The sequence below is a fragment of the Acinetobacter sp. YH1901134 genome, assembly GCF_013416965.1.
Lineage (GTDB): Bacteria > Pseudomonadota > Gammaproteobacteria > Pseudomonadales > Moraxellaceae > Acinetobacter > Acinetobacter amyesii.
The window spans coordinates 27,001-50,649 of record NZ_VPEW01000003.1; the positions used below are offsets into that span (position 1 = coordinate 27,001).

The window sequence follows — 23,649 nt, forward strand, 5'->3', positions numbered from 1 at the left end:
TAAAAAACTTCTGCACTAGGGATAAATTTTTTTTGATGCGGCATAACTATGTTTATAAAAATTGCCGTACAAATCGCGCTGATTTGTTTATTATCACTGCAGATTTAAGTTGTGAGTTCTTATTATGTCTATGGAAATGCCTGAAGAATTAGCCAATCTTGAAGCCAATGGCGGCATTTTTGCAGTATGGATGCTGTTGCAGCATTTAGGCATTGATGCGGATGTTCAACAGTTGGTCGAAGTCTGCGGCTATGAGGCAGAGCATGGCACAACAACCATTGGTTTAGCCGTTGGGTTAAAAAAGTTTGGCTTCCAAGTAAAGTTTTACACAGAGCATGATCCTGAGCTACAGGACAGTGAAAAACGCAGTTATGCAGAAGCAGACCAATTGGAACTACCTATATTGCCTGCAATTGGCTATGCACAAATTCAGCAGGCTTTTGAACAAAATCAGTTTGTGATTGTGTATTACGATACTCTAGAGGGCGTGGGGAACCATTCTTTGGTGTATGACATTGATGAAACTGAAATTAGTTTCTTTGACAGCTTTGATGCCATGCCAGCAGATGTATTTGAACAGCAGCGTGGAGCAGAAGGCATTTGCCGACAAGTGATTACTGTAGATGTAAATAACTATGTGGCGAGCTGAGCCATTTTGTTAAAAGCAAAAAGCCCATCATGAGATGGGCTTTATTTTTTAGAAAATAATTGGATTATTGCTCAGCCACATTGGCTTTTTCATTCCAAAAATCTGCTTTTTCTTCATCAGCGTCGATGCCTAATCCATTAGCATAAATAAAAGCCAAATCACGCATGGCTTGAACTTCACCTAATTTTGCAGATTGTTCAACCAGTTCAATGGATTTAGCGACATCTTTTTCCACCACATCGCCGCGACGGTAAAAAGTGGCCAATTCTAAAATTGCAGCAGGATGGTCATGTTTTGACGCTTGTTCTAACCAGCGGTGCGCATGCTCAAAATAGGTTTTAGATTCTTCAGGATCTTCTTCGAGCATATCTTTGGCATAGACTGCATAGCCTTCACCCAGCCAATACATCGCTTCTACATGACCTAACTGAGCTGCTTTGAGTGCCCATTCTTCAGCAAGTTCAACATGCTCATCATTTTCACTTTGCATATAAATTTCAGCCAGTTCAAATTGAGCATCTTTATTGCCTGCCATGGCGCGGTTATATAAAGCAGGAGAGATCGAAAGTTCAGACATGTGTAATCCAAAAGAGCAGAATAGGCATAGCCTAATCGGTTGGCATGAAAAAAGCCAATCCGAAGATTGGCTTTCAATGTTTAGAGATCGTTGTCTAAAGAATTAAAATTTCAATAACACTGCTGACAATACAAATACGACAACCAATGCACCAATAATTTTCCAAAAGTATTCAGCGATATAACTAATACATAGCCCGACAAATAAAGCCGCAATGGTCAGCGCGCCAAACCAATAACTGATGTTATTGCTCGGCGTGCCAAGTGAGAGGCAAAGTAGTAAGGCGATGATCAATAGCGCCCAGCCGACTAGCGTGGCTAATCGTGTTTGGCCCACACTTAACTCTTTGCTGTAAAACTGCTTTTGATGTTTAGACATGCTGCATGCCAAGGCAAAAAAACCTAAGCTACTCAGTGCCCAAATCAGGAGAAAGAACATCATGCTTCTACCTCCTTTGTGCCACGTGCTTTTTTAACAGGCAGCCCTTTATGTTTTTTCACTTTGTAAAATGAGTAGGCAAACAAGATAGCCAAAAGCCACATTGCAAGATCAAAGGATGCAATCATCCATTGGCCATTTGCCATGGTATTCCAAAGCGGTTGACCTCCAGTCATGAAATTTACAATCGGCAGTAAGGCAAAAATTGCTGTGGCAAAAGCTAAAAGTTCTAGCCACGCTTGACGGTGCGTACGGAAAATCGCATAAACGAGCGTCAGTAGCCAAACAATAAAGAAACTACGAATTTCTAATTCCGAACGGTTTTCAAGCTGTGCGGGAATAAAACGGTTGGCATAGAAAAATGCTGCACAGGCAATGGGTAAACCAATAATCGCTGCAATATTGGTCACTTCAACCGTGCGGTAGCCAAATGATTTAAAACCTTGTTTTTGCTGTTGCGGCGCACGTTTTACACACCACAGAATGAGACCTGTAGCGACCATCAAGGTGCCTACAATCCCTGAAATAAACAGCAGCCAACGTAGAGCTAAGTCTACACCACGTGCTTCATGTAGCGTGGTGACTACATTGTAAATACCCATCGGTACAGAAGGGTGCTTTAACTTGGCACTTTCGTCAGTTAAGTCTTTGCCTGTTACGCCATCAAATTGTTTACTTGCATAGACATTTCGATATGCAACACTTTCACCATGTAAGGCGCGTAGCTCAATTTTAGCTTGGTCTGTATTCGGTGCAATGATGCTAACGGTACTAATAGGATTAGTTTTCCATTCAGCCTGAACCGCAGTCACGATTGGTGCTAAGTTGGTCAACGGCGCAGCAACAACAGGTTGCTCTTCACGTTTAGAGCGACGATCTCCTCGACCTTCACCACGGCCCTCAGCGCGATTTTCACCTGGGTTTTGTGCAGAATTGGCACGGGCTTGCTGTGGGCGTTCGCCACGTTCTTCGCGTCCTTGAGCAGATTCACGTCCTTCAGGTTTATTTTCTTGAACCAAAGCACGATTTTGTTCTTGTAAAAATTGTCCCCGGTTTTCATAAATACGCTCAATCCCCCAAGGCATGATCGTAAATAACAGCAGCAATAGGCCACTAAAGGTGATCATGATGTGGAAGGGGAGCGCAAATACTGCGGTTGCATTATGTGCATCGAGCCAAGAACGTTGTCCTTTACCTGAACGGAAGGTAAAGAAATCTTTAAAGATTTTTTTATGAGTAATTACACCACTAATGATGGCAACTAACATAAACAGTGTCGCTATCCCGACAAACCATCGTGTCCACATACGTGGCATGCCATATAGTTCGAAATGGAAACGATAGAGAAAATTACCACCACGCGTATCGCGCGGCTCAAGCACTTCACCTGTAGCACTATCAATGTAGATTTGTTTACCACCACGGCGTGCGCGAGGGTCTTCACCTTGTTCACGAACGGTAATTAATGTGGCATTTTGACGCGTATTCGGCAGCAAAATATTCCAAGCACCTGCATTCGGATGATTTTGCTGTAAATAATTCAGTGCGACTTCAGTTTGTTGGACTTGTGAACTGGCTGGAACAGATTGATGCAGCTCAGGTGTCATCCAAACATTGATTTCATTTTTAAAGAAGCTCAGGGTTCCGGTCAGGAAAATAGCATACAGCAACCAACCTAAGATAAGGCTAGCCCATGTATGTAGCCATGACATGGACTGGCGCGGTCCCTCTACTTTTGCATCAACACGCATTTTAGCTTCCCATCATCATGTAAATGGCATACAAACACACCGCAGGGATCACAATGCCTAAAGTTGCTTTGAGGGTTTTATTCACCATAAAGACCCAAATAAATGCACAGCTCCACAGGATAAATGCAATTAAAGTTGCACTCATGGCTGCACTTCCGCGGTCTTCGCTAAACACATCTGCGATTACGATGGCAGATAGCATTGCGACAACATATCCGCCCACTAAAGCGAGGGTAAATCGATAGAAAATCATCAATCGATAGGTCAATAGAGAGGGGATGTCTTTACGCGTTTTAGGCAGCGCAGATGTGAGGGGTGTCACGAGTGCCTCAGGTGGTGAGCTATTCATAAAATACTTAAGCGCTTGGAAATTGTATTAAAGTTAATCTAAATGGTAACAATTATTATTAATAATTAGAATAATGTATTCACAAAATTATTGATTTTTCAGCATGCTGAGTAGAAATGGATTTAAAAAGAGGGGAATTGAAGGCAAAAAAATAGCGACTGAAGTCGCTATTTTAGAATGCATGAATGCATGAATGCTTGATTGTCTACATTATTGCTCTTGTTGAATGCCTGCAACTAACCAGTCTTGATCAGAACCCGCAGGCTTAACAAAATGCCATACTTCAGCAAATGGCTGTGGCAGGCTATTTAAGTCTTCACTTACAGTACCTGTAAAACGCACACTTACAACGTATTGACCATTTTCGTTAGCAGAATCGACAACCATAGCATTTAGGTTAGAAAACTCAGCAACGTCTTCATCTTTATTCGCCATAATGTCGTTATACATCGACTGGTAAAGATCAGGCGTTAAGTAACGCTGAATTTCAGAAATGTTGCTTGCAGTATTCATCGATTGAATGTGATTAAAACGCTGACGTGCAACACGTAAGAATGTTGCTGGCTCTGTACCATCCGGCAATTGATTGCCGCTGTTGGTATAGGCAGCACCAAAAGGCGCGTTCGTTGCTGCAGCTGCACCAAATGGAGCATTTGAAGCTGCTGAATTACCGCCTACAGAATTACCAAAAATATTCGTATTGTCATTACCTGCACGAGGTGCAGCATTTTGTTGGCCAAACGGTGCATTGTTTGCACCGCTGTTTGGCGCATAAGGATTGTTAGCGGCTAGTTTTTTTTTTGCGCCCATCTTACGGAAAATGAAGAAGGCAACAGCAGCGGCAAGTAAAATCCAGATCCAGCCTGGAATACCACCTTTCTCTTCCTGTTGTTGAGCTTGCGCTTCAGAAGCTGCTTGACCGTTATTGTCATCGGCCATCGCATTTGCAGCGACAGCACCAATTGCAGCACCAGCCACACCAGCAGCAACCATTCCGCCCACATTCGAGCCAGATTTTGCTGGAGCGCCAGCAGTTGCAGGCTGTTGAACAGGAGCAGATTGACGAGGTTGCTGATAAGACTGAGTTGGAGCAGCTTGACGGCTCATACCATGGCTTTTACCACCACCGGCACGTTTCGCTTCTGCAATCGGCGCTACCAAAAGGGCTGCTGTTAAAAGAGCAGTCATCAAACCACGCTGTCGAACTTCCATCAAATTTTCCTATATCTATATAAAGTTAAAATAGCCATCTAGTTATGCCGCCATTTGTACTGAATTTCAATAGAACATCGGTAAAAAATTGAAAATTCATTCAAAATAAACGATTCCACGTAACTAAGACTCATCGGTCAGCGTAATTGCCTGACTCAACGCTTCATGTAAACGTGCGACAGAAATAATTTCTACACCTGAAATGGGTTTTTGCGGTGCATTACCACGCGGCAAAATAATGGTTTTAAACCCATGCTTAATGGCTTCTTTGAGTCGTTCCTGTCCATTGGGTACAGGGCGGATTTCGCCTGAAAGGCCGACTTCACCAAATACTGCCAAATGCTGTGGTAGGGCTTTAGCTCTTAAGCTAGAGGCGCAGGCTAAAAGTACCGCAAGGTCAGAACCGGTTTCTGTGATTTTTAAACCACCCACGACATTGACATAGACATCTTGTCCTGCAGTTTGTACGCCACCATGACGGTGCATAACGGCTAAAAGCATGTTTAAACGGTTTTGTTCTAAACCTAAGGCCACGCGTCGAGGTTGTCCGTGCGCATCATCTACCAAAGCCTGAACTTCAACCAAAAGTGGACGTGTACCTTCACGGCTAATCATGACAATGGAACCCGGAATGGCTTCATCATAACGACTCAGGAAAATGGCGGAAGGGTTTGATACCTCGCGCAGACCTTTATCAGTCATGCCAAATACACCAAGCTCGTTGACAGCACCAAAACGGTTTTTCACCGCCCGAATCATACGGAAGCGCGAGTCAGACTGACCTTCAAAATACAAAACACAATCGACCATGTGCTCAAGCACGCGAGGGCCTGCCAAAGAACCTTCTTTCGTTACGTGACCGACAATAAACAGCGCAGTGCCACTATTTTTGGCAAAGCGAGTCAGGAGTGCAGCCGATTCACGAATTTGGGAAACACCGCCCGGCGCAGACTGGAGTGTCTCGGTGTATAGGGTTTGGATCGAATCTAAAATGGCAACGGCAGGGCGTTCATGTGCCAAAACTTCACAAATACGCTCGACACAGGTTTCGGCCATGACTTTGAGTTGATCGGTCGGCAAGTCTAGGCGCTGGGCACGTAGAGCCACTTGAGACAATGATTCTTCACCAGTGACATATAAGGCAGAACTTTTACTCGCCGCCATATAGGTTGCAGTTTGTAGCAAAATAGTGGATTTACCAATGCCGGGGTCACCACCAATCAGCACTACTGAACCTGTGACCAGTCCACCGCCGAGCACACGGTCAAATTCACCAATGCCTGTTGCCATTCGAGTTTCATGCGAAACTGAAACTTGATTTAAGGTGGTCACAGCAGCAGCTTGACCTGCATAGCCACCGCCCATTTTAGGCTGTGCACGGTGTGTAACGGCGGGTGCAATATTGACTTCGACTAATGAATTCCATTCACCACATTCGGTACATTGACCGGCCCATTTGGGATGATCAGCACCACATTGTTCACATCGATAGACACTTTTTGCTTTCGCCATAATATTTACTGTGCACAAACTCAAATTGAGTCACAGCATAGCGGTGAATACATCGAAAAACCAAGTTTTTATCGCATGAAATGACTGATGAAGGTCAATTGATGTCGTTTTATTTTCAATAGCTGCACTTTTACATAGTAAGCACTTTATAATAGCGCATTATATTTTTTGAAATGGGTCACCACATGACTGAACTATTACGACATATCGATGCCATCGCACGTGAAAAAAATCGTGATGTGTTATTTGTGCATTTTGAAGAATATGATCATCAACATCCTGAAAAAAATACGGTGCGTAATGATGTTATGCACTGGTTTGACCTGCAAAATATAGACTATTTCCCTTGTATGGGGCTAGAAGGTGAGTCTTTAATTGATAGCTACACGGGTGACTTATACCTCGACGTGCCTTTTGATGAAAGCAGCCCTGCATATAAAACCCTCAGTGAATACCTTGAAGATGAACAAGGGAACATGAAAATTCAGGGGGTATTGTTCTTTTCTTTATCTTTGGAAATTGCCCTAGAAATCGAAGCTGATCTGATGGAAGCCAGTGCTGTAGATTCTGAATATGCTGAAAATGAGTTTGGTGACCAATTTGGTGAAGGCTTTATTGAAGATGCTGAATCAGATCCAAAAGATGAAGCAGCCAATGAAAGCAAGACGAAAAACGACAAATTTGATGATGGTCAAATTGGCACAATTCAATAAGTAAATATCGATTTTCAGTCCGAATAAAAAAGCCACGTGAATTCACGTGGCTTTTTGTTTAGCAGGGGATTAGTACAATTCACCTGATTTACGACGTTCAATAAAATCTTTCGATTCTTTTACAATGATGCCTGAGAGCAATAACAGTGCAATACAGTTTGGTGCAGCCATTAAACCGTTAAAGGTATCGGCAAATAGCCAAACGAGATCAAGTGTTACGACACAGCCGACAAATACTGATGCGATGTAAATTAAGCGATAAATCATTACTGATTTTTCACCTAACAGGTAAGTACAGCATTTTTCACCATAATAGCTCCAACCCAGAATGGTTGAATAAGCGAAGAAAATAATACCGAAAGTCACGACCCAACCACCGAAGCCTGGCAGTAGTTTGTCAAAAACACTAATCGTCAGTACGGCACCCGTTTGATCACCAAAGCTTTGTCCCGCCATGATGAAGCCCATCACCAGTACGATACCTGTAATTGAGCAAACAATGATGGTGTCTAAGAACGTACCTGTCATAGAGACAAGACCTTGACGTGCTGGATGGTCAGTTTTTGCAGCCGCAGCGGCAATGGGTGCTGAGCCCATACCTGCTTCATTAGAGAATACACCACGTGCCACACCATAACGAATCGCGGCACCAATCGCACCACCCGCAGCAGCTTCGCCCGTAAATGCATAGCTAAAGATCATTTTTAGTGCAGGAATCACCAATTCAAGGTTGTTGAAAATAATGATTAAGCCACCCAATACATAACCTACCGCCATAATTGGAACAATAAATGAAGAGGCTTTTGAAATGGATTTGATGCCGCCTAAAATAACGAGGGCAGAGAATATGGTGATGACGATTGCAGTGGTGAGTGTGCTGATCCCTAAGCTGTTTTCCACAGCAAGCGCGACAGTGTTGGACTGTACTGAGCTACCAATACCAAAGGATGCCAAAGTACCAAATAGGGCAAATACCACTGCCAACCATTTCCACTTAGGTCCAAGTCCACGTTCGATGTAATACATTGGACCACCGTTCATTTCGCCATTTTCATTTTTATGACGAAACTTCACAGCGAGTACACCTTCACCATATTTGGTTGCCATACCAAAGAGCGCGGTTATCCACATCCAAAACACTGCGCCCGGACCACCGAGCACACAAGCGGTGGCTACACCGGCAATATTACCTGTACCAATGGTGGCAGAAAGTGCGGTCATAAGTGAGGCGAAATGAGAAATATCGCCATCATGTTGATTGGCTTTAGGATGCTGGCCAAAGACTTGTTTGAATGCGAAAGGCAACATGCGAAATTGCCAGAAAAGTAGTCGGAAGGTGAGGAATACACCTGTTCCGACAATGAGGACCAACATGTACGGGCCCCAGACCCATCCACTGAGTGTTTCCATGATATTTTGAATTTCTTGCATAGTATCTTCTTCTTATCGGCCCTGAGTGAGTGAATGCTACATTTTTGATATCTGTAGCAATTGATATGCCATTGTTAGAAACTTCCATGATTTTTGGCATAAATTTTTATCGTTGGTAAAATATTTTTTGCATAAAATTTAAGTTATTACAAGTAAATTGTTGTTTTATTGGTCGCTTTAAAATGTGAACTGGCGCTAAGATTTTTATATATAAGAAAAATAAATTAACTTTGTCACTTAATCCGAAAATATAGATGATGAGAAATAATTTTGTATTTTCTGAAATTTTTACGTTAATTTGTCGCAATTGGAACGCGAAGTTGAATTAAATAATGTCAAATGAAATTCATGGATCGCACGCTGATAGCGGCGATTTGAAACGAAGCTTGTCCAACCGACACCTGCAATTGATTGCGATTGGTGGTGCGATTGGTACAGGTTTATTTATGGGGTCAGGAAAGACCATCAGTTTAGCTGGTCCGTCCATCCTTATTATCTATATGATTATTGGTTTTATGGTTTTCCTCGTCATGCGTGCATTAGGCGAGTTATTACTATCAAATCTTGAATATAAATCTTTTATCGATTTTGCAACCGACTTAATCGGCCCGTGGGCAGGTTATTTTGTGGGTTGGACCTATTGGCTGTGCTGGATCACTATAGGGATTGCTGATTTATCGGCCATCATTTATTACCTGCAATTCTTTAATGGAGGTAACCCGTTCTCGCCCGAAGAAGGGGTGATGATCAGTGTTGCCGCCATTGTTTTTATCATGGGTTTAAACCTTGTTACGGTTAAACTTTTTGGTGAATTAGAGTTCTGGTTTGCACTGATTAAGATTATTGCAATCGTGGTGCTTATTGGTGTCGGTCTTTGGATGATCTTTACCGGTTTTACCTCATCGACAGGTGAAATCGCATCATTCACACATTTATGGTCACATGGTGGTCTATTCCCAACAGGAGTAACTGGCTTCTTGGCAGGTTTCCAAATCGCCATTTTTGCCTTTGTCGGCGTAGAACTCGTTGGTACTACGGCAGCAGAAACCAAAGATCCAGAACACAACTTGCCTAAAGCTGTGAACTCGATTCCGATTCGTATCATTATTTTCTATGTGCTTGCACTTGTGATTGTGATGTCCGTTACGCCATGGAATGCCATTGACCCAAGCATTTCACCATTCGTGAACTTGTTTAGCCAAGCTGGTATTGCTGCTGCTGCGATTATTATGAACTTGGTTGTGTTGTCATCAGTTATGTCATCGATGAATAGTGGTGTGTTCTCGACTTCACGTATGTTGTTTGGTTTATCTCGTGAAGAGCAAGGTCCAAAAGCGTTCGGTCGTTTAAACTCACGTGCAGTTCCTGCAAATGCGTTATATTTCTCGGCAGTTTGTTTACTGTTGGGTGCTGCATTACAGTATTTCGTACCGAACACGGTTGAAGCCTTCACTTTAGCAACCACACTTTCGACGATTTTATTTATCTGCGTATGGCTCATGATTATCTGGAGTTATATCGTTTACTATAAAACTCGTCCTGAGCTGCATGCGAAATCAACCTTTAAATTACCAGGTGGCTTATATACTTGCTGGCTTGTGATTATCTTCTTCATCGGCATGATTTATGTCTTGTCGCTAGAAGCAGATACCATGAAAGCGCTCATGGTGAGCCCAATTTGGTTCATCATTTTGATTATTGGTTATTTTGGTTTTTATAAGAAAAAGCACCATTAATTTACATTTTTGATCTGATCTAAAAACATAAAAAGTTGCTCCTGAGGGGGCAGCTTTTTTATTTGGATATGGACTTATTTTAAGTTAAAACAGACTGTTTATTAGCGTTTCGATTTGTATTAAACAGCATTCAAATTGATAAGCTATTTCAGTGAAATCAATAGCCTGATCGAGCTAGAAATAAAGACAAATAAGGATTGAAAACAGCACCATCAAATTTTGCTTAAATTTAGTGCAGAATGGCAAAAAGCTCACTTGGAATTACAGGGCTTTTCTTTTATCCGCGGGTTGATCACGTTATACTCGGAAAAATCTTTTCATTAGGTACGTTTATGTATCGTTTTATGAATTATAAAATTATTGTATTAGCAAGTGCTGTGCTGCTGACCGCTTGTGGTCAGTCTGGTGCATTGCATTTACCTTCAGATGCAAATGCAGATAAGCGCGCAAAATATCTGATTTATCCAGATACGCCTGCACAGCAAAAGCAGGAAAAACAAGCGGATTCTGTTCCAACTGAATCGGAATCTTCAAATTCTAACCCTACACCTTAATGCTTTTATAGAAAGGATACTTTCATGAGTTTCACCCGTACGAATGGGGTATTGCATGCAGAGCAATGTTCTTTACAACAGCTTGCACAGCAATATGGCACACCGCTTTATGTTTATTCAAAAGCTACTTTTGAAAAGCATTATTCAGATATGGATCGTGCATTTAGCTTTATCGACCATCAAATTTGTTTTGCGGTAAAGTCAAACTCTAATCTTGCGGTGTTAAACGTACTTGCAAAGCAGGGCGCTGGTTTTGATATCGTGACGGGTGGTGAACTCGCACGTGTGTTAAAAGCCGGTGGTGAAGCTTCTAAAATTGTATTCTCAGGTTTGGGTAAAACTGAAGCTGATATTCAAAAAGCGTTGGACGTGGGTATTGCATGCTTTAACGTTGAATCTCATGCAGAGTTAGATCGAATCCAAAAAGTTGCTGCGGCAATGGGTAAGAAAGCACCGATTTCATTGCGTGTAAATCCAGATGTGGATGCCAAAACCCATCCTTATATCTCTACGGGTTTAAAAGAAAATAAATTCGGTATTCCTTCAGACAGCGTTTTTGACACCTATGCGTATGCGGCGTCATTGCCAAATCTTGAGATTGTCGGGATTGATTGTCATATCGGCTCACAGTTGACTGAAACTCAGCCTTTTGTTGATGCACTTGATCGTGTCATTGTGATGATCAATCAACTGAAAGAGATGGGTATTCATCTAAAACACATTGATATTGGTGGTGGTTTAGGCGTAACGTACAAAGACGAAGTTCCGCCTACCGTTGAAGAATATGCTCAGGCAATGCGTCCGGCTTTAGAAAAATTAGGCCTTAAGGTGTATATGGAACCGGGTCGTAGTATTTCTGCAAATGCAGGTGTGTTGTTAACTAAAGTTGATTTACTCAAACCGACCAATCATCGTAATTTTGCCATTATTGATGCTGCTATGAACGACTTAATCCGTCCTGCTTTATATGAAGCATGGATGGATATTCAGGAAGTAACGCCTCGTACTGATACAGAAAAGAAAGACTGGGATGTTGTTGGTGCGATTTGCGAAACCGGTGATTTCCTCGGTAAGCAACGTCAGTTGGCGATTCAAGAAAATGACGTGCTTGCAGTATTGGGTGCGGGTGCTTATGGTTTTGTCATGAGTTCAAACTACAACAGCCGCGGACGTGCTGCTGAAGTGATGGTTGACGGTGATCAGTCTCATTTGATTCGTGAGCGTGAAACCATCGAATCATTATGGGAACGTGAACGTTTATTGCCTTAAGGAGAAATTCGAGATGTTATTAGAATTTACCAAAATGCATGGCCTTGGCAATGATTTTATGGTGGTCGATCTAATTAGCCAACGGGCTTATTTAGATACAGTGACGATTCAGCGTTTGGCCGACCGTCATTTTGGTATTGGTTTTGATCAGCTTTTGATTGTAGAACCGCCTGATTTACCCAACGTCGATTTTAAATACCGTATTTTTAATGCAGATGGTTCGGAAGTTGAACAATGCGGTAATGGCGTACGTTGTTTTGCGCGCTTTGTGCATGAACGTAAGTTGACCAGCAAAACCAAAATCAAAGTACAAACCAAGTCAGGTATCGTAGAGCCTGAATTAGGTGCGAATGGTTGGGTGCGCGTTAATATGGGTTATCCACGCTTTTTGCCGCATGAAATACCATTTATTGCGGAAGAGCCTGAAAACTTATACGACATAGCATTGGCGAATAATGAACAGCTCACCATTGATGTAGTGAGTATGGGTAATCCGCATGCAGTGACGATCGTTCCTGATGTCATTACCGCAGACGTTGCTAAAATTGGTCCACAAGTCGAATCGCATGAGCGTTTCCCACAGCGTGTAAATGCTGGTTTTATGCAAATTGTGGATGAGAAACATGCACGCTTACGTGTATTTGAACGTGGTGTCGGTGAAACGATGGCCTGTGGTACAGGTGCTTGTGCAGCGGCAGTATCAGGTATGCGTCGTGGCTTATTAGCCAATTCGGTCGAAATAGAGTTGGCAGGTGGTAAGCTGCAAATTGAGTGGCAAGAAGGTGGTGTGGTCTGGATGACTGGACCAACCGCAACAGTTTACGAAGGACGCTTAGATTTAAGTTACTTCCAAGGTTAAACTCCAAGCCCTGATTCATTCGGGGCTTTTTTTCATAAAATAAAAAGTGAATAAAAATTATAATTCAATGGGATTGGAATCAACATGGAACAAATAAACGAAGAAATAAAAGAAGAAATCTTAGAACAACTTTTTCATAAAGCCTTACATGAACCCGCGTATCGACCCGAATTTTTAGCTCAGTTATTAGCAGCCAATGTGTATTGTGTGGGAACAACAGGAGCGGATTCACGCATTGCCGAAGATTTGATTTTGGATGAAGGCGACAGTGTTCAATTGAAATCATGGGAAGATGAAACTTATGATTGATCAATTAAGCATTTTTTTCGGCACAGAGCGTGTGGTAAAAGCAGCTTATTTGGCGCAAATGCTGAATCAAGCTCGAGATGATTCACCAACTTTGCTGATCGGACTAGATTTAGAAGCAGGATTATCTGAACAACAAATTCAAGATTTGCACAGTAAAATTGGTCGTATCACACAGGATATTTTAAAAGAGCAATGCCCAGTGGATTTAATCCATGTCAATCCGCACAGTGTGGATGGTGTAGAAGGGTATTTGCTTAATGAAACGCAAGCTTTTTACCAACGTGTTGATGGTAAGCCTAAGGGGTTCTTTGCTAGACTCTTTTCATAAAACAGATATGTAAGATCGCTTTAGAGAATGTACTGAAACGCTAAAGCACATGTTGAAATGGGAGAAGACAGATGACGATGGATCAGAGTCAACTACTGGCTATGTGGTTGAAGGAACGTGAAATTCAAAATCAGTCTAAACATACCTTGCAAGCGTATGAGCGTGATGTCAGTGATTTTCTCCAATTTTGTACAATACGCAACTTGCCACTGCATGATGTTGAAAAGTCAGATCTGCGTGAATTTGTTGCTCATAAAGTGGAACAGTTTCAGCTCAGTCCAAGTAGTTTGCAGCGCATGTTATCTTCGATTCGCCAATTTATGAAATGGGCAGAACAAGGAAATTATCTCAATTTTAATCCTGCAGATGATTTTCAGCTCAAACGCCAATCACGTCCTTTACCTGGATTGGTCGATATTGAAACCATTAAACAAATCATGGAACAGCCTGAGCCAGAAAGTGAAACTCAACGGCAGCTTTGGATACGTGATAAAGCGATTTTGGAGCTGCTATATTCAAGTGGTTTACGTTTGGCTGAAGTGCAGGGCTTAACCATTCGAGATATTGATTTTAATCGCCAACTGTTACGTATTACGGGTAAAGGGAATAAAACGCGCATTGTACCTTTTGGTTCTAAAGCCAAAGAGGCTGTGATGCATTGGTTGCAATTATATCCTGCATGGCATGGTGATTTTGTCCCAGAAGCCCAAGTTTTTATCACTCAAAAAGGTAATCCACTGGGGGTAAGACAAATAGAAAATCGAGTTAAATTTCAAGCTCGACGTGCAGGTGTAAATGTCGATTTACATCCGCATTTATTACGACATTGCTTCGCTAGCCATATGTTGTCCAATAGCGGTGACTTGCGTGCTGTACAAGAAATGTTGGGGCATAGTAATTTAACCACTACACAAATTTATACTCATGTGGATTTTGATCGATTGGCACAAGTGTATGATCAGGCCCATCCAAGGGCACAGCATAAAGATTCGTAACAATTGCAAAAACGACTTTGGTACTCAGTGGTCTAAATTTTGCTTAAATACACAGGCTAGATTTCACATTTTGTATCCTAAAGTGGTCTACTTCATGAAAATTAAATAAGGATGTGAAAAAATATTGGTAAAATTGACCGACATTTTGAACTATTGTCGCATTATAAAAATTCAAATTATCGGGTATAAAAATTGTCCATTATTGAATTGACGTAAATGCTGAAGTGAAATTCGCCATTTACTAAATTGCTGTACCGTTAAAAATATATAGGCCATACCATGATTTCAGATATTCAAGAAAAATATGACCAGTTAAATGGTCAGCAAAAAGAAATTTTTGCAGGATACGGCTTACGCCAGATCAAACACTTTGTTGAAATCAGTTTGCCTGAAGTAGAAGCTGTATTGCCTGAAGGTGCGCAGCTACAAGGGATTAATGCCGATGGAAAAGTTCAGGCGTTTAATGCGGCGACGGGCCAATACTTTATTTGGATTTCGGATAAACAATGGCAGCTTACCAATAAAGCAACTGCTAAATTTGACAGTAAAGAAGATGCCCTCACCATTTGGCGTATTTTTGATTTGGCACAATATGAACTTATTGACCTAAGCCACATCCATCGTGACTTTTTGGAAAATCAGCCAGCCTAAACCATTGGTCAAATAAACAACTCAAGGGCTATCTTCATTGGTTTTGGATGTTTAGCCCTTATATCACTCGCTCCATGACATGTTGAGATGCTTGTGAGCAGAGCGTTAGAGTGTTAATCTTCTTTGCATAGCTTAGTTGTTTAAACAAAAATTTCTAAATGCCAATCCGTTTTGCTGCTTAGTAATTCAATTCGTTTAATTTTGATAGCGAGAGCCTGTCAATCCAATCAATGGTTTTCCTACTTGAGCAATTGAGCTCAAAGACCTCCTAGATATTTCCCATTTAATTGCTGCAAATGTGCCCCAAATTATTATTTTTCTTTGCTTAAAATATAAGTAAATACCGCATTGCTAGGTATTTGCATTCGAGGCTGTGAAGGTAATCTGTCACTACATTGCCAAGCTTGTAGTATCAGCCTCGTCGTTTCAGATGCTTGAGTTGTTCCTTGGCAGATTAATTGTGTGGTTATAAATCTTCTAACGGTAACTGGAAGCTTTGTTTGATGATTTGGCTAGGTAAATCAGTCTTTACACTAGTGATGCCATTTTTCTTGGTTAAGTGAGTAGACTGAAATTTACGGTAACTTTCTAGGTCAGGAACTACAACTTTGAGCATTGCATCGCACTCACCCAAAATAATGTAGCACTCCATGACTTGAGGAAGTTCTTTCATCGCTTCGATAAAAGTATCGATGGTTTCAGCATCTTGCCCAGTCAACCAAATACGAGAGAATAAAATCAATTGAAAGCCAATCTTTTGTGGATCGACCACGGTGGTGTAATTCTGAATCACACCTGCTTCTTCGAGTAATTTGACCCGACGTAAACAAGAAGAAGGCGAGAGTCCAATTTCCTTGGCTAAGTCATTATTTTGCATGCGGCCATTATTTTGAAGTGCGCGAATGATATTTTTATCAATACGATCTAGTTTAACTAGAATTGACTTAGAAGATGTCTTCATAAAATAGAATATAATTCTAAAAATAATATCTATTATAGAATATTTGATATCCTATTTTAAAGCGATTCAAACATACTAATTTCACTTTCAGGACATAGAAAGGGAAAATTAAAATGTCTGTATTTGCTTTGTTTGCCTTAACGGTAATTCCCCTTATTTTCACACCAGGACCCGATATGCTTTTTATCCTGTCACAAGTGATGGGTAAGGATGCAAAAGCAGGCATGATGGCAACAGTGGGGGTGTGCTCAGGTTATTTGGTTCACTCGATTTTGGTGGCATTGGGTATTGCTGCGATTATCGTGTCATTTCCACTACTGTTTGAAACAATCCGCTGGTTGGGGATTGCTTATCTTTTATATTTGGCAACGCATTTGCTGCGTTCAGTATTTAGCAGTAAAAAATTAAGTATTGAGAAAAAGTCAGCGTCCAACCCGATTAAAAAAGGCTTTTTTACGGCTTTACTGAACCCGAAAGGAATGTTGATATATTTTGCAATTTTGCCGCAATTTATCGATAAATCAGCGAATACCGTGAGTCAAGGTTTGATTTTGTCCTTCATTTTTATTGGGCTGATTTTTGTGGTGTATTGTAGTTTAAGTGTGGTCTTTGCACGTATTACACAAAAAACTCAAATTGATGAGCGCAAACAAAAGTGGATCGATGGTACATCAGGTGGTTTATTGGCTCTTGCTGCGACGTGGTTAATTGCCAATTAAAACAGCAAATGTAAATTGAGATAAATGCCTTAACTAAAACCTTCGTGAAAGCGGAGGTTTTTTTATATGTGCTGAATATCGACAGAGATTAAGAATAAGAAAGGGAGAAAAACACGCCAATTAGCTTCGGAAAAGTGAAATCAGCGCTAAATTCATTATACTTCTATCTTAAATGACAAGTTTAGATATGTTGCCGAATGTGTAGAGGAAAAGCTCTATTTCAGAAAGATTGATCGAAAATTGATATTAAATCAGATCTTTTGATGAGCTAAATCAAGTAAAAAAATAATAAAAATCAATGCTTAAAAAATAACTGAATAATGCGTTTTTTTGGATAACTAAACCATTCTTTAAAAAATGTGAACGATAAGTTCAAGGAAATTACGCTTTTTTACAGGTCTTTCGATAATTGTGACTTGACCGAAATGCCGTACACATTGCAAGATAGGGCACCTAAAAAATTTAAAGTGAAGAGTTAATATAACTTTTCTCAACATTTACATTTGCTAAAACAGCCGAGGATTACATGAAGGCTCTTGTTGCTGTAAAACGTGTGGTTGATGCCAACGTTAAAGTTCGCGTTAAGCCGGACAACAGTGGTGTTGACTTAACGAACGTTAAAATGTCAATTAACCCATTCTGTGAAATCGCAGTGGAAGAAGCGGTTCGTTTAAAAGAAAAAGGAACTGTTTCAGAAATCGTTGTTGTTTCTATTGGTCCTAAAGAAGCTCAAGAACAAATCCGTTCTTCTATGGCGCTTGGTGCAGACCGCGGTATCCTTGTTGAAGCTGACGACAGCCAGTTAGGTGCACTTGAAGTTGCAAAAATCCTAAAAGGTGTTGTAGACGCTGAACAACCTCAATTGATCCTTCTTGGTAAACAAGCAATTGATGATGACTCTAACCAAGTTGGTCAGATGCTTGGCGCGCTTTTAGGTGCTGGCCAAGGTACTTTCGCTTCTGAAGTGAAAGTTGAAGGCGATAAAGTACAAGTGACTCGTGAAATCGATGGTGGTTTACAAACTGTTGAACTTGCACTTCCAGCAATTATTACAACTGACTTACGTTTGAATGAGCCACGTTATGCTGCTCTTCCAAACATTATGAAAGCGCGTAAAAAGCCGCTTGATACTAAGTCACCTGCTGATTATGGCGTTTCACCTGCAACTAAGCTTAAAACTGTTAAAGTTGAAGCTCCTGCAGAACGTAAAGCGGGCGTACAAGTGAAGTCTGTAGACGAGCTTGTAGATAAATTGAAAAACGAAGCGAAAGTGATCTAATACAGAAGGATAAAAATCATGAGTATTTTAGTTATCGCTGAGCACGACAACAAAGCACTAAATGGTGCAACTCTTAACGTTGTTGCTGCAGCGCAAAAAATCGGTGGTGATATCACTGTATTAGTAGCTGGTTCAGGCGCTCAAGCAGTTGCAGACCAAGCAGCTAAAGTTGCGGGTGTAAGCAAAGTATTACTTGCTGACGACGCTGCTTATGCTAATCAATTGGCTGAAAACGTTGCTAAATTAGTTGCTTCTATCGGTGCGGGTTACACTCACATCCTTGCTGCTTCTACGACAACGGGCAAAAACGTACTTCCACGTGCTGCTGCGCTACTTGACGTAAGCATGATCACTGACATCATTGCTGTTGAAGGTCCTAAAACTTTCAAACGTCCAATCTATGCAGGCAACGCGATTGCAACTGTAGAGTCTGGCGAGTCTGTTGTAGTTGCGACTGTTCGTGGTACTGCATTTGATGCTGTTGCAAGCGAAGGCGGCTCTGCTGCAGTTGAAGCTGTTGCATCTACTGGTGATGCTGGTATTTCTAAGTTCGTTTCTGAAGAAATCGTGAAATCTGAACGTCCAGAATTAACAGCTGCGCGTATTGTTGTTTCAGGCGGTCGTGGTGTTGGTTCAGGTGAAAACTATCACACTGTTCTTGATCCATTAGCGGACAAGCTTGGTGCTGCGCAAGGCGCATCTCGTGCAGCAGTTGATGCTGGTTTCGTACCAAACGATATGCAAGTGGGTCAAACAGGTAAAATCGTTGCTCCTGACTTGTACATCGCTGTAGGTATCTCTGGTGCGATTCAGCACTTGGCAGGTATGAAAGAATCTAAAGTGATCGTTGCGATCAACAAAGATGAAGAAGCGCCAATTAACTCAGTAGCTGACTACTGGTTAGTGGGTGATTTGAATACTGTTGTTCCAGAATTAGTATCTAAAATCTAATTTCTGAACGCAGTTCAAAACGCTCCTAAGCTTATGGTTTAGGGGCGTTTTTATTGTTTGAAGAATTAGTAGGTCTTCTTGGCAATGTTTAATCGATTAATTATACGTAAATGTACATATATAAATTGCACTTAGATGTTTCATGCTTATGAGGGTAGTGGATTCTTAGTTTAGTAGTTCAAAATTCATATGGTGTTTCTTATTATTGGTATTAGACACTACTTTAGCGTAAGGTATTTGTATGTTAAAACTTAAATGGTAAGTAAGCAGGCGCAATCGCTTGGTAATAGGATGGAGATTAATAAATTATAAAAAAATACAAAGATTTAAAATAAAATAATAAAAATTTATCCTTCAAGTTTGAATCTTAAACTTAAAGCAAGCTTAAAGGATTGTATATTTTGTGTTAACATTGCTTTTTTATTGAACTTGCCCTTTAGGCGGAGTCTCCCTTTGAAATTTGATTTTCAGTTACCAATCAGTGTATTGGTGCTGATGATCTGCTGTTTACTTTTTCCTGTTTTACAAAGTATCTCTTTTCCTTTATTTGATGGAATGACTGTTACAGCAGTTGAATAGGTCCAAGCATTGTTATTGCTGTTTTTTGCGATTTATACTTTTTTCTATATTCGACCACTTGAAATGCAAGATGGAAAGAAACAATTTTGGTTGTGGGCTGTTGCATGGTGGTTGTTGCTATTTGGTCGTAGTATTAGTTGGGGGCGTGACTATTTTCCTGATGTGCCTAAACCGTATTTTCGTTTAATTTCGGTATTCATGATTGCTCCTGTGGTCTTTATGCTGTTTTCGCCGTATTTACGCCAAGAAATTGTACGTAAGCTAAAAACCTTGGCTTTACCAATTTGGCCATTCGGCTTGGTGATATTGGGCTTACTTATTTCTGATGCAGTTGAGCATAGTCGTAGTCTTAGTTTTTTATTTTTGTACGATTTGGCTTATAAAGATTTCATCGAAGAAGTCTATGAATTTCCGCTTATTTTAGGTTTGTATTTAACAGCATACTCATGGATGCAGCAGGATCATGTACCTCAAGAACTAGAGATTATGCAATATCATAAAGAGTGATTTTTATCTGATTTATGCGTCTAAATTTGAAGCTTCGAAAAGAAATTTTTTGAACATTAAACAACCTCTATTCGTAGAGGTTTTTTTCACAGCAAATAAAATCAAAATGCTTAAAATAAATACAAAAAATCATGGTTCTAGTGCAAGATGATTGGCACAAAAATCAGGGTTTTTATGCTATACTGTCCGACTTGATTTTTGATATTGGTTCAGTGTTTTTTGAACTAATTTTTACAGATTTACGATATATAAATGCGGGCAGAATTCTGCTTGTATAACAAGGAGTATGCATGAGCGTATCGGAAATTAGACCGATTGCCATTGAGGATGAACTGAAGAGCTCATATCTCGATTATGCAATGAGCGTGATTGTGTCACGTGCGTTGCCAGATGTCCGAGATGGTCTCAAACCTGTTCACCGTCGTGTGCTTTTTGCAATGCACGAATTGGGCAATGACTACAACAAAGCTTACAAAAAGTCTGCCCGTGTAGTCGGTGACGTCATCGGTAAATATCACCCACATGGTGACTTAGCTGTATACGAAACTATTGTTCGTATGGCTCAAGATTTCAGCTTACGCTATCAATTGGTTGATGGTCAGGGTAACTTCGGTTCTGTCGATGGTGACAGTGCAGCAGCAATGCGTTATACCGAAGTTCGTATGCGTAAATTGACCCACGAACTTTTAGCGGATCTTGAGAAAGATACCGTAGAGTGGGAAGACAACTACGACGGTTCTGAACGTATTCCACAAGTCATGCCAACACGTGTGCCTAACTTGTTGATTAACGGTGTAGCTGGTATTGCTGTAGGTATGGCAACGAACATGGCTCCGCATAATATGACAGAAGTCATTAATGCATGTCTTGCTTATGCCAACGATCCGCACATCAGCATTGAAGGGTTAATGGAACACATTTCTGGTCCAGACTTCCCTACAGGCGGTATCATTTACGGTAAATCTGGCATTGTCGATGCGTACCGTACTGGTAAAGGCCGTTTGCATATCCGTGGTAAATATCACATTGAAGAAGACCAAAAATCGGGCCGTAGCACGATTGTCTTCACTGAAATTCCTTATCAAGTTAACAAAGCAAAAACCATTGAACGTATTGCTGAGTTGGTTAAAGAGAAAAAACTTGAAGGTATTTCTGAACTTCGTGATGAATCAGATAAAGAAGGGATGCGTATTGCAATTGACTTGAAGCGTGGTGAAAACGCCGAAGTGATTGTAAATAACCTATTCCAAAATACCCAATTAGAAAATTCATTCAGCATTAACATGGTCTGCCTCGATAATGGTCAGCCTAAGTTAATGAACTTGAAAGATATTATTGCAGCGTTTATCCGTCACCGTCAGGAAGTGGTTACACGCCGTACCATGTTCGAATTGCGTAAAGCACGTGAACGTGGACATATCTTAGAAGGTTTGACGGTTGCACTTGCAAACATCGATGCGATCATTGAAACCATCAAAACGTCTGCAAACCCAAGCGAAGCACGCGAACGTTTACAAGCGGGCGAGTGGGCAGGCGGTGGTGTTGTTGCATTGCTTGAAAAAGCGGGTGCGGTATCTGTCCGACCAGATGAAATTGAAGGCGAAGATCCAGCACGTCCATTTGGTTTAACAGGTGATATTTATCGTCTGTCTCCAACCCAAGTAGGTGCGATCTTAGAACTTCGTTTACATCGCTTAACTGGTCTAGAACAAGACAAGTTACAAGCTGAATATACAGAAATTCTAGGTCAAATTGCTGAATACACTGCAATTTTGAACGATTTCAACTTGTTGATGAACGTGATTAAAGAAGAATTGGCTTTAATCCTTCAACAATATGGCGATGCACGTCGTACCGATATCGTGGAATCACGTATCGACTTCTCTCGTGAAGATTTAATCCCTGAAGAGCAAATGGTACTAACTGTTTCTAAATCAGGCTATGCAAAAACTCAACCATTGTCAGACTATGCTGCACAGCGTCGTGGCGGACGTGGTAAGTCTGCAACTTCAATGAAAGAAGACGATTACATCCAACATTTGATCGTGACTTCAAACCACGCAACAGTGCTTTGCTTTACCAATGTAGGTAAAGTTTATCGTCTGAAAGTATATGAAGTACCTCAAGCATCTCGTGGTGCGAAAGGTCGTCCAATGGTGAACTTATTGCCATTAGATGAAAACGAGACCATCACCGCTATTTTACCAGTGGTCGATGCGCCGAAGAAATTTAAAGAACGTTTGGCTGACTTTAAAGCATTTGTAAAAGCCAATAGTGCACAGTTACAAACTAATGAAGTGATTAATAGTCATTTTGCTGGTTTAGAAGCTGCACTTGCTGAGACTGAAGACGGTGCAGATGACTTGTCTGATGCATTACGTGTTCAATTGAAACAATTGGGTCTAGAGTTATCTACGACTGATCTTGATGATGAAATCATCAATGACTTTGCACAGCAAGCAGAAGCCGTTCGTAAAAACTTCTACGTATTTATGGCAACAGAATACGGTACGATTAAACGTGTTGAGTTAGAACAATTCTCGAATGTTCGTTCTAACGGTCTACGTGCGATTGAACTCAATGGTGATGACACCTTAATTGGTGTTGCTATTACTGATGGCGAACAACAAATCATGTTGTTCTCAAACGAAGGTAAAGCCATTCGTTTTGCAGAAACTGACGTGCGTTCAATGGGCCGTTCTGCCAAAGGTGTCCGTGGTATGCGCGTGACCATTGGTGCGGCAGCTCAAGCTGAAGACGCTGAGGATGCGGATGTAGAGTCTGATGATGACGATACCTCTGATTCAGCTCTCATTAGCCGTATAGTGTCATTGGTGGTTGTTCCGGAAACTGGTGAAGTACTTTGTGCTTCAGCCAATGGTTATGGTAAACGTACACCAGTAGATGACTTCCCAACCAAGAAACGTGGCGGTAAAGGTGTTATTGCAATTAAAACATCTGAACGTAACGGTGAACTTGTTGGTGCGGTAGCGATTGATGCGTCTAAAGAGCTAATGTTAATTTCAGATGGCGGTACGTTGGTTCGTACACGTGCGTCTGAAGTGGCACAAACAGGTCGTAATGCTCAAGGTGTTCGTTTGATCCGTTTAGGTGAAAGCGAAATCTTAGTCGGTGTTGTGGCGATCGAAGCAGTTGAAGAAGACGAAACTTTTGAAGAAGTGGAAGCAATCGAAACTGAGCAACTTGTAGATGACTCAACGATTATTGATCAAAATGACAATGAATCAGATTTCAATGAGCCTGAAGAAGACTAATTGAAGATTTAAAAAAGAGGGCGCTACGGCGTCCTTTTTGATAGA

Annotated in this window: 22 protein-coding genes and 1 pseudogene; 15 read left to right on the forward strand and 8 right to left on the reverse strand. The window is 41.1% G+C overall.

Annotated features, from left to right (window positions below):
- The first annotated feature begins 124 nt into the window (after window positions 1-124).
- A complete protein-coding gene (locus FTV50_RS01715; RefSeq protein WP_180023296.1) occupies window positions 125-649 on the forward strand; it encodes a cysteine peptidase family C39 domain-containing protein in 525 nt (174 codons plus the stop codon).
- A 64-nt stretch (window positions 650-713) separates the two neighbouring features.
- On the opposite strand, the gene FTV50_RS01720 is transcribed toward FTV50_RS01715, so the two are convergent.
- From FTV50_RS01720 to radA, 6 genes are all read right to left on the reverse strand, one after another.
- Window positions 714-1,226 (reverse strand): tetratricopeptide repeat protein, encoded by a 513-nt coding sequence (locus FTV50_RS01720; RefSeq protein ID WP_180023297.1) that lies wholly within the window; start codon window positions 1,224-1,226, stop codon window positions 714-716.
- A gap of 102 nt (window positions 1,227-1,328) precedes the next feature.
- Entirely contained in the window at window positions 1,329-1,667 is a 339-nt protein-coding gene (locus tag FTV50_RS01725; protein WP_180023298.1) for a DUF3325 domain-containing protein, read from the reverse strand.
- Window positions 1,664-3,415, reverse strand: a complete 1,752-nt coding sequence (locus FTV50_RS01730; protein WP_180023299.1) for a PepSY domain-containing protein — start codon at window positions 3,413-3,415, stop codon at window positions 1,664-1,666. The genes FTV50_RS01725 and FTV50_RS01730 overlap by 4 nt, the downstream gene beginning before the upstream one ends.
- Before the next feature lies 1 nt (window position 3,416).
- Window positions 3,417-3,764: a hypothetical protein gene (locus FTV50_RS01735; RefSeq protein ID WP_180023300.1), complete on the reverse strand. Its 348-nt coding sequence runs from the start codon at window positions 3,762-3,764 to the stop codon at window positions 3,417-3,419.
- A gap of 210 nt (window positions 3,765-3,974) precedes the next feature.
- A complete protein-coding gene (locus tag FTV50_RS01740; protein WP_078192078.1) occupies window positions 3,975-4,976 on the reverse strand; it encodes a Tim44 domain-containing protein in 1,002 nt (333 codons plus the stop codon).
- Between the two features lie 123 nt (window positions 4,977-5,099).
- Complete coding sequence (radA, locus tag FTV50_RS01745) at window positions 5,100-6,488, reverse strand: DNA repair protein RadA (RefSeq protein ID WP_180003350.1); 1,389 nt, start codon at window positions 6,486-6,488, stop codon at window positions 5,100-5,102.
- 185 nt (window positions 6,489-6,673) lie between these two features.
- On the opposite strand from radA, the pseudogene FTV50_RS01750 reads away from it, so the two are divergent.
- A pseudogene (locus tag FTV50_RS01750) lies at window positions 6,674-7,030 on the forward strand (hypothetical protein); the annotation flags it as partial.
- Window positions 7,031-7,270: 240 nt separating this feature from the next.
- On the opposite strand, the gene FTV50_RS01755 reads toward FTV50_RS01750, so the two are convergent.
- A complete protein-coding gene (locus FTV50_RS01755; RefSeq protein ID WP_180023301.1) occupies window positions 7,271-8,632 on the reverse strand; it encodes a sodium:alanine symporter family protein in 1,362 nt (453 codons plus the stop codon).
- A gap of 332 nt (window positions 8,633-8,964) precedes the next feature.
- Between FTV50_RS01755 and FTV50_RS01760 the strand changes: the two genes are divergently transcribed.
- From FTV50_RS01760 to FTV50_RS01795, 8 genes are all read left to right on the forward strand, one after another.
- On the forward strand, window positions 8,965-10,368 hold the full coding sequence (locus FTV50_RS01760; protein WP_078192075.1) for an amino acid permease: 1,404 nt from the start codon (window positions 8,965-8,967) through the stop codon (window positions 10,366-10,368).
- A 344-nt stretch (window positions 10,369-10,712) separates the two neighbouring features.
- Window positions 10,713-10,922, forward strand: coding sequence for a lipoprotein (locus tag FTV50_RS01765; RefSeq protein ID WP_373423566.1), 210 nt, complete (start codon window positions 10,713-10,715; stop codon window positions 10,920-10,922).
- A 24-nt stretch (window positions 10,923-10,946) separates the two neighbouring features.
- A complete protein-coding gene (lysA, locus tag FTV50_RS01770) occupies window positions 10,947-12,191 on the forward strand; it encodes a diaminopimelate decarboxylase (RefSeq protein ID WP_180023303.1) in 1,245 nt (414 codons plus the stop codon).
- Between the two features lie 13 nt (window positions 12,192-12,204).
- Window positions 12,205-13,050, forward strand: coding sequence for a diaminopimelate epimerase (gene dapF / locus FTV50_RS01775; RefSeq protein WP_111883917.1), 846 nt, complete (start codon window positions 12,205-12,207; stop codon window positions 13,048-13,050).
- Between the two features lie 84 nt (window positions 13,051-13,134).
- Window positions 13,135-13,359 (forward strand): hypothetical protein, encoded by a 225-nt coding sequence (locus FTV50_RS01780; protein WP_180023304.1) that lies wholly within the window; start codon window positions 13,135-13,137, stop codon window positions 13,357-13,359.
- A complete protein-coding gene (locus FTV50_RS01785) occupies window positions 13,352-13,687 on the forward strand; it encodes an enhanced serine sensitivity protein SseB C-terminal domain-containing protein (RefSeq protein ID WP_180023305.1) in 336 nt (111 codons plus the stop codon). The genes FTV50_RS01780 and FTV50_RS01785 overlap by 8 nt, the downstream gene beginning before the upstream one ends.
- Window positions 13,688-13,758: 71 nt before the next feature.
- Entirely contained in the window at window positions 13,759-14,682 is a 924-nt protein-coding gene (locus FTV50_RS01790) for a tyrosine recombinase XerC (RefSeq protein ID WP_180023306.1), read from the forward strand.
- Window positions 14,683-14,961: 279 nt separating this feature from the next.
- Complete coding sequence (locus tag FTV50_RS01795) at window positions 14,962-15,333, forward strand: hypothetical protein (RefSeq protein ID WP_218949190.1); 372 nt, start codon at window positions 14,962-14,964, stop codon at window positions 15,331-15,333.
- 466 nt (window positions 15,334-15,799) lie between these two features.
- On the opposite strand, the gene FTV50_RS01800 is transcribed toward FTV50_RS01795, so the two are convergent.
- Entirely contained in the window at window positions 15,800-16,294 is a 495-nt protein-coding gene (locus tag FTV50_RS01800) for an Lrp/AsnC family transcriptional regulator (RefSeq protein WP_078190405.1), read from the reverse strand.
- Between the two features lie 113 nt (window positions 16,295-16,407).
- Between FTV50_RS01800 and FTV50_RS01805 the strand changes: the two genes are divergently transcribed.
- The 5 genes from FTV50_RS01805 (at window position 16,408) to gyrA (ending at window position 23,604) form a co-directional block, all read left to right on the forward strand.
- Window positions 16,408-17,013: a LysE family translocator gene (locus tag FTV50_RS01805; RefSeq protein WP_180023307.1), complete on the forward strand. Its 606-nt coding sequence runs from the start codon at window positions 16,408-16,410 to the stop codon at window positions 17,011-17,013.
- A gap of 526 nt (window positions 17,014-17,539) precedes the next feature.
- Complete coding sequence (locus FTV50_RS01810) at window positions 17,540-18,292, forward strand: electron transfer flavoprotein subunit beta/FixA family protein (RefSeq protein ID WP_078192067.1); 753 nt, start codon at window positions 17,540-17,542, stop codon at window positions 18,290-18,292.
- A gap of 18 nt (window positions 18,293-18,310) precedes the next feature.
- A complete protein-coding gene (locus tag FTV50_RS01815; protein WP_111883923.1) occupies window positions 18,311-19,243 on the forward strand; it encodes an FAD-binding protein in 933 nt (310 codons plus the stop codon).
- A gap of 588 nt (window positions 19,244-19,831) precedes the next feature.
- The gene (locus tag FTV50_RS01820) at window positions 19,832-20,329 is read left to right on the forward strand and encodes a hypothetical protein (protein ID WP_257223839.1); all 498 of its coding nucleotides are present in this window, start codon (window positions 19,832-19,834) and stop codon (window positions 20,327-20,329) included.
- A 290-nt stretch (window positions 20,330-20,619) separates the two neighbouring features.
- Complete coding sequence (gene gyrA / locus FTV50_RS01825) at window positions 20,620-23,604, forward strand: DNA gyrase subunit A (RefSeq protein ID WP_180023308.1); 2,985 nt, start codon at window positions 20,620-20,622, stop codon at window positions 23,602-23,604.
- Window positions 23,605-23,649: the final 45 nt, after the last annotated feature.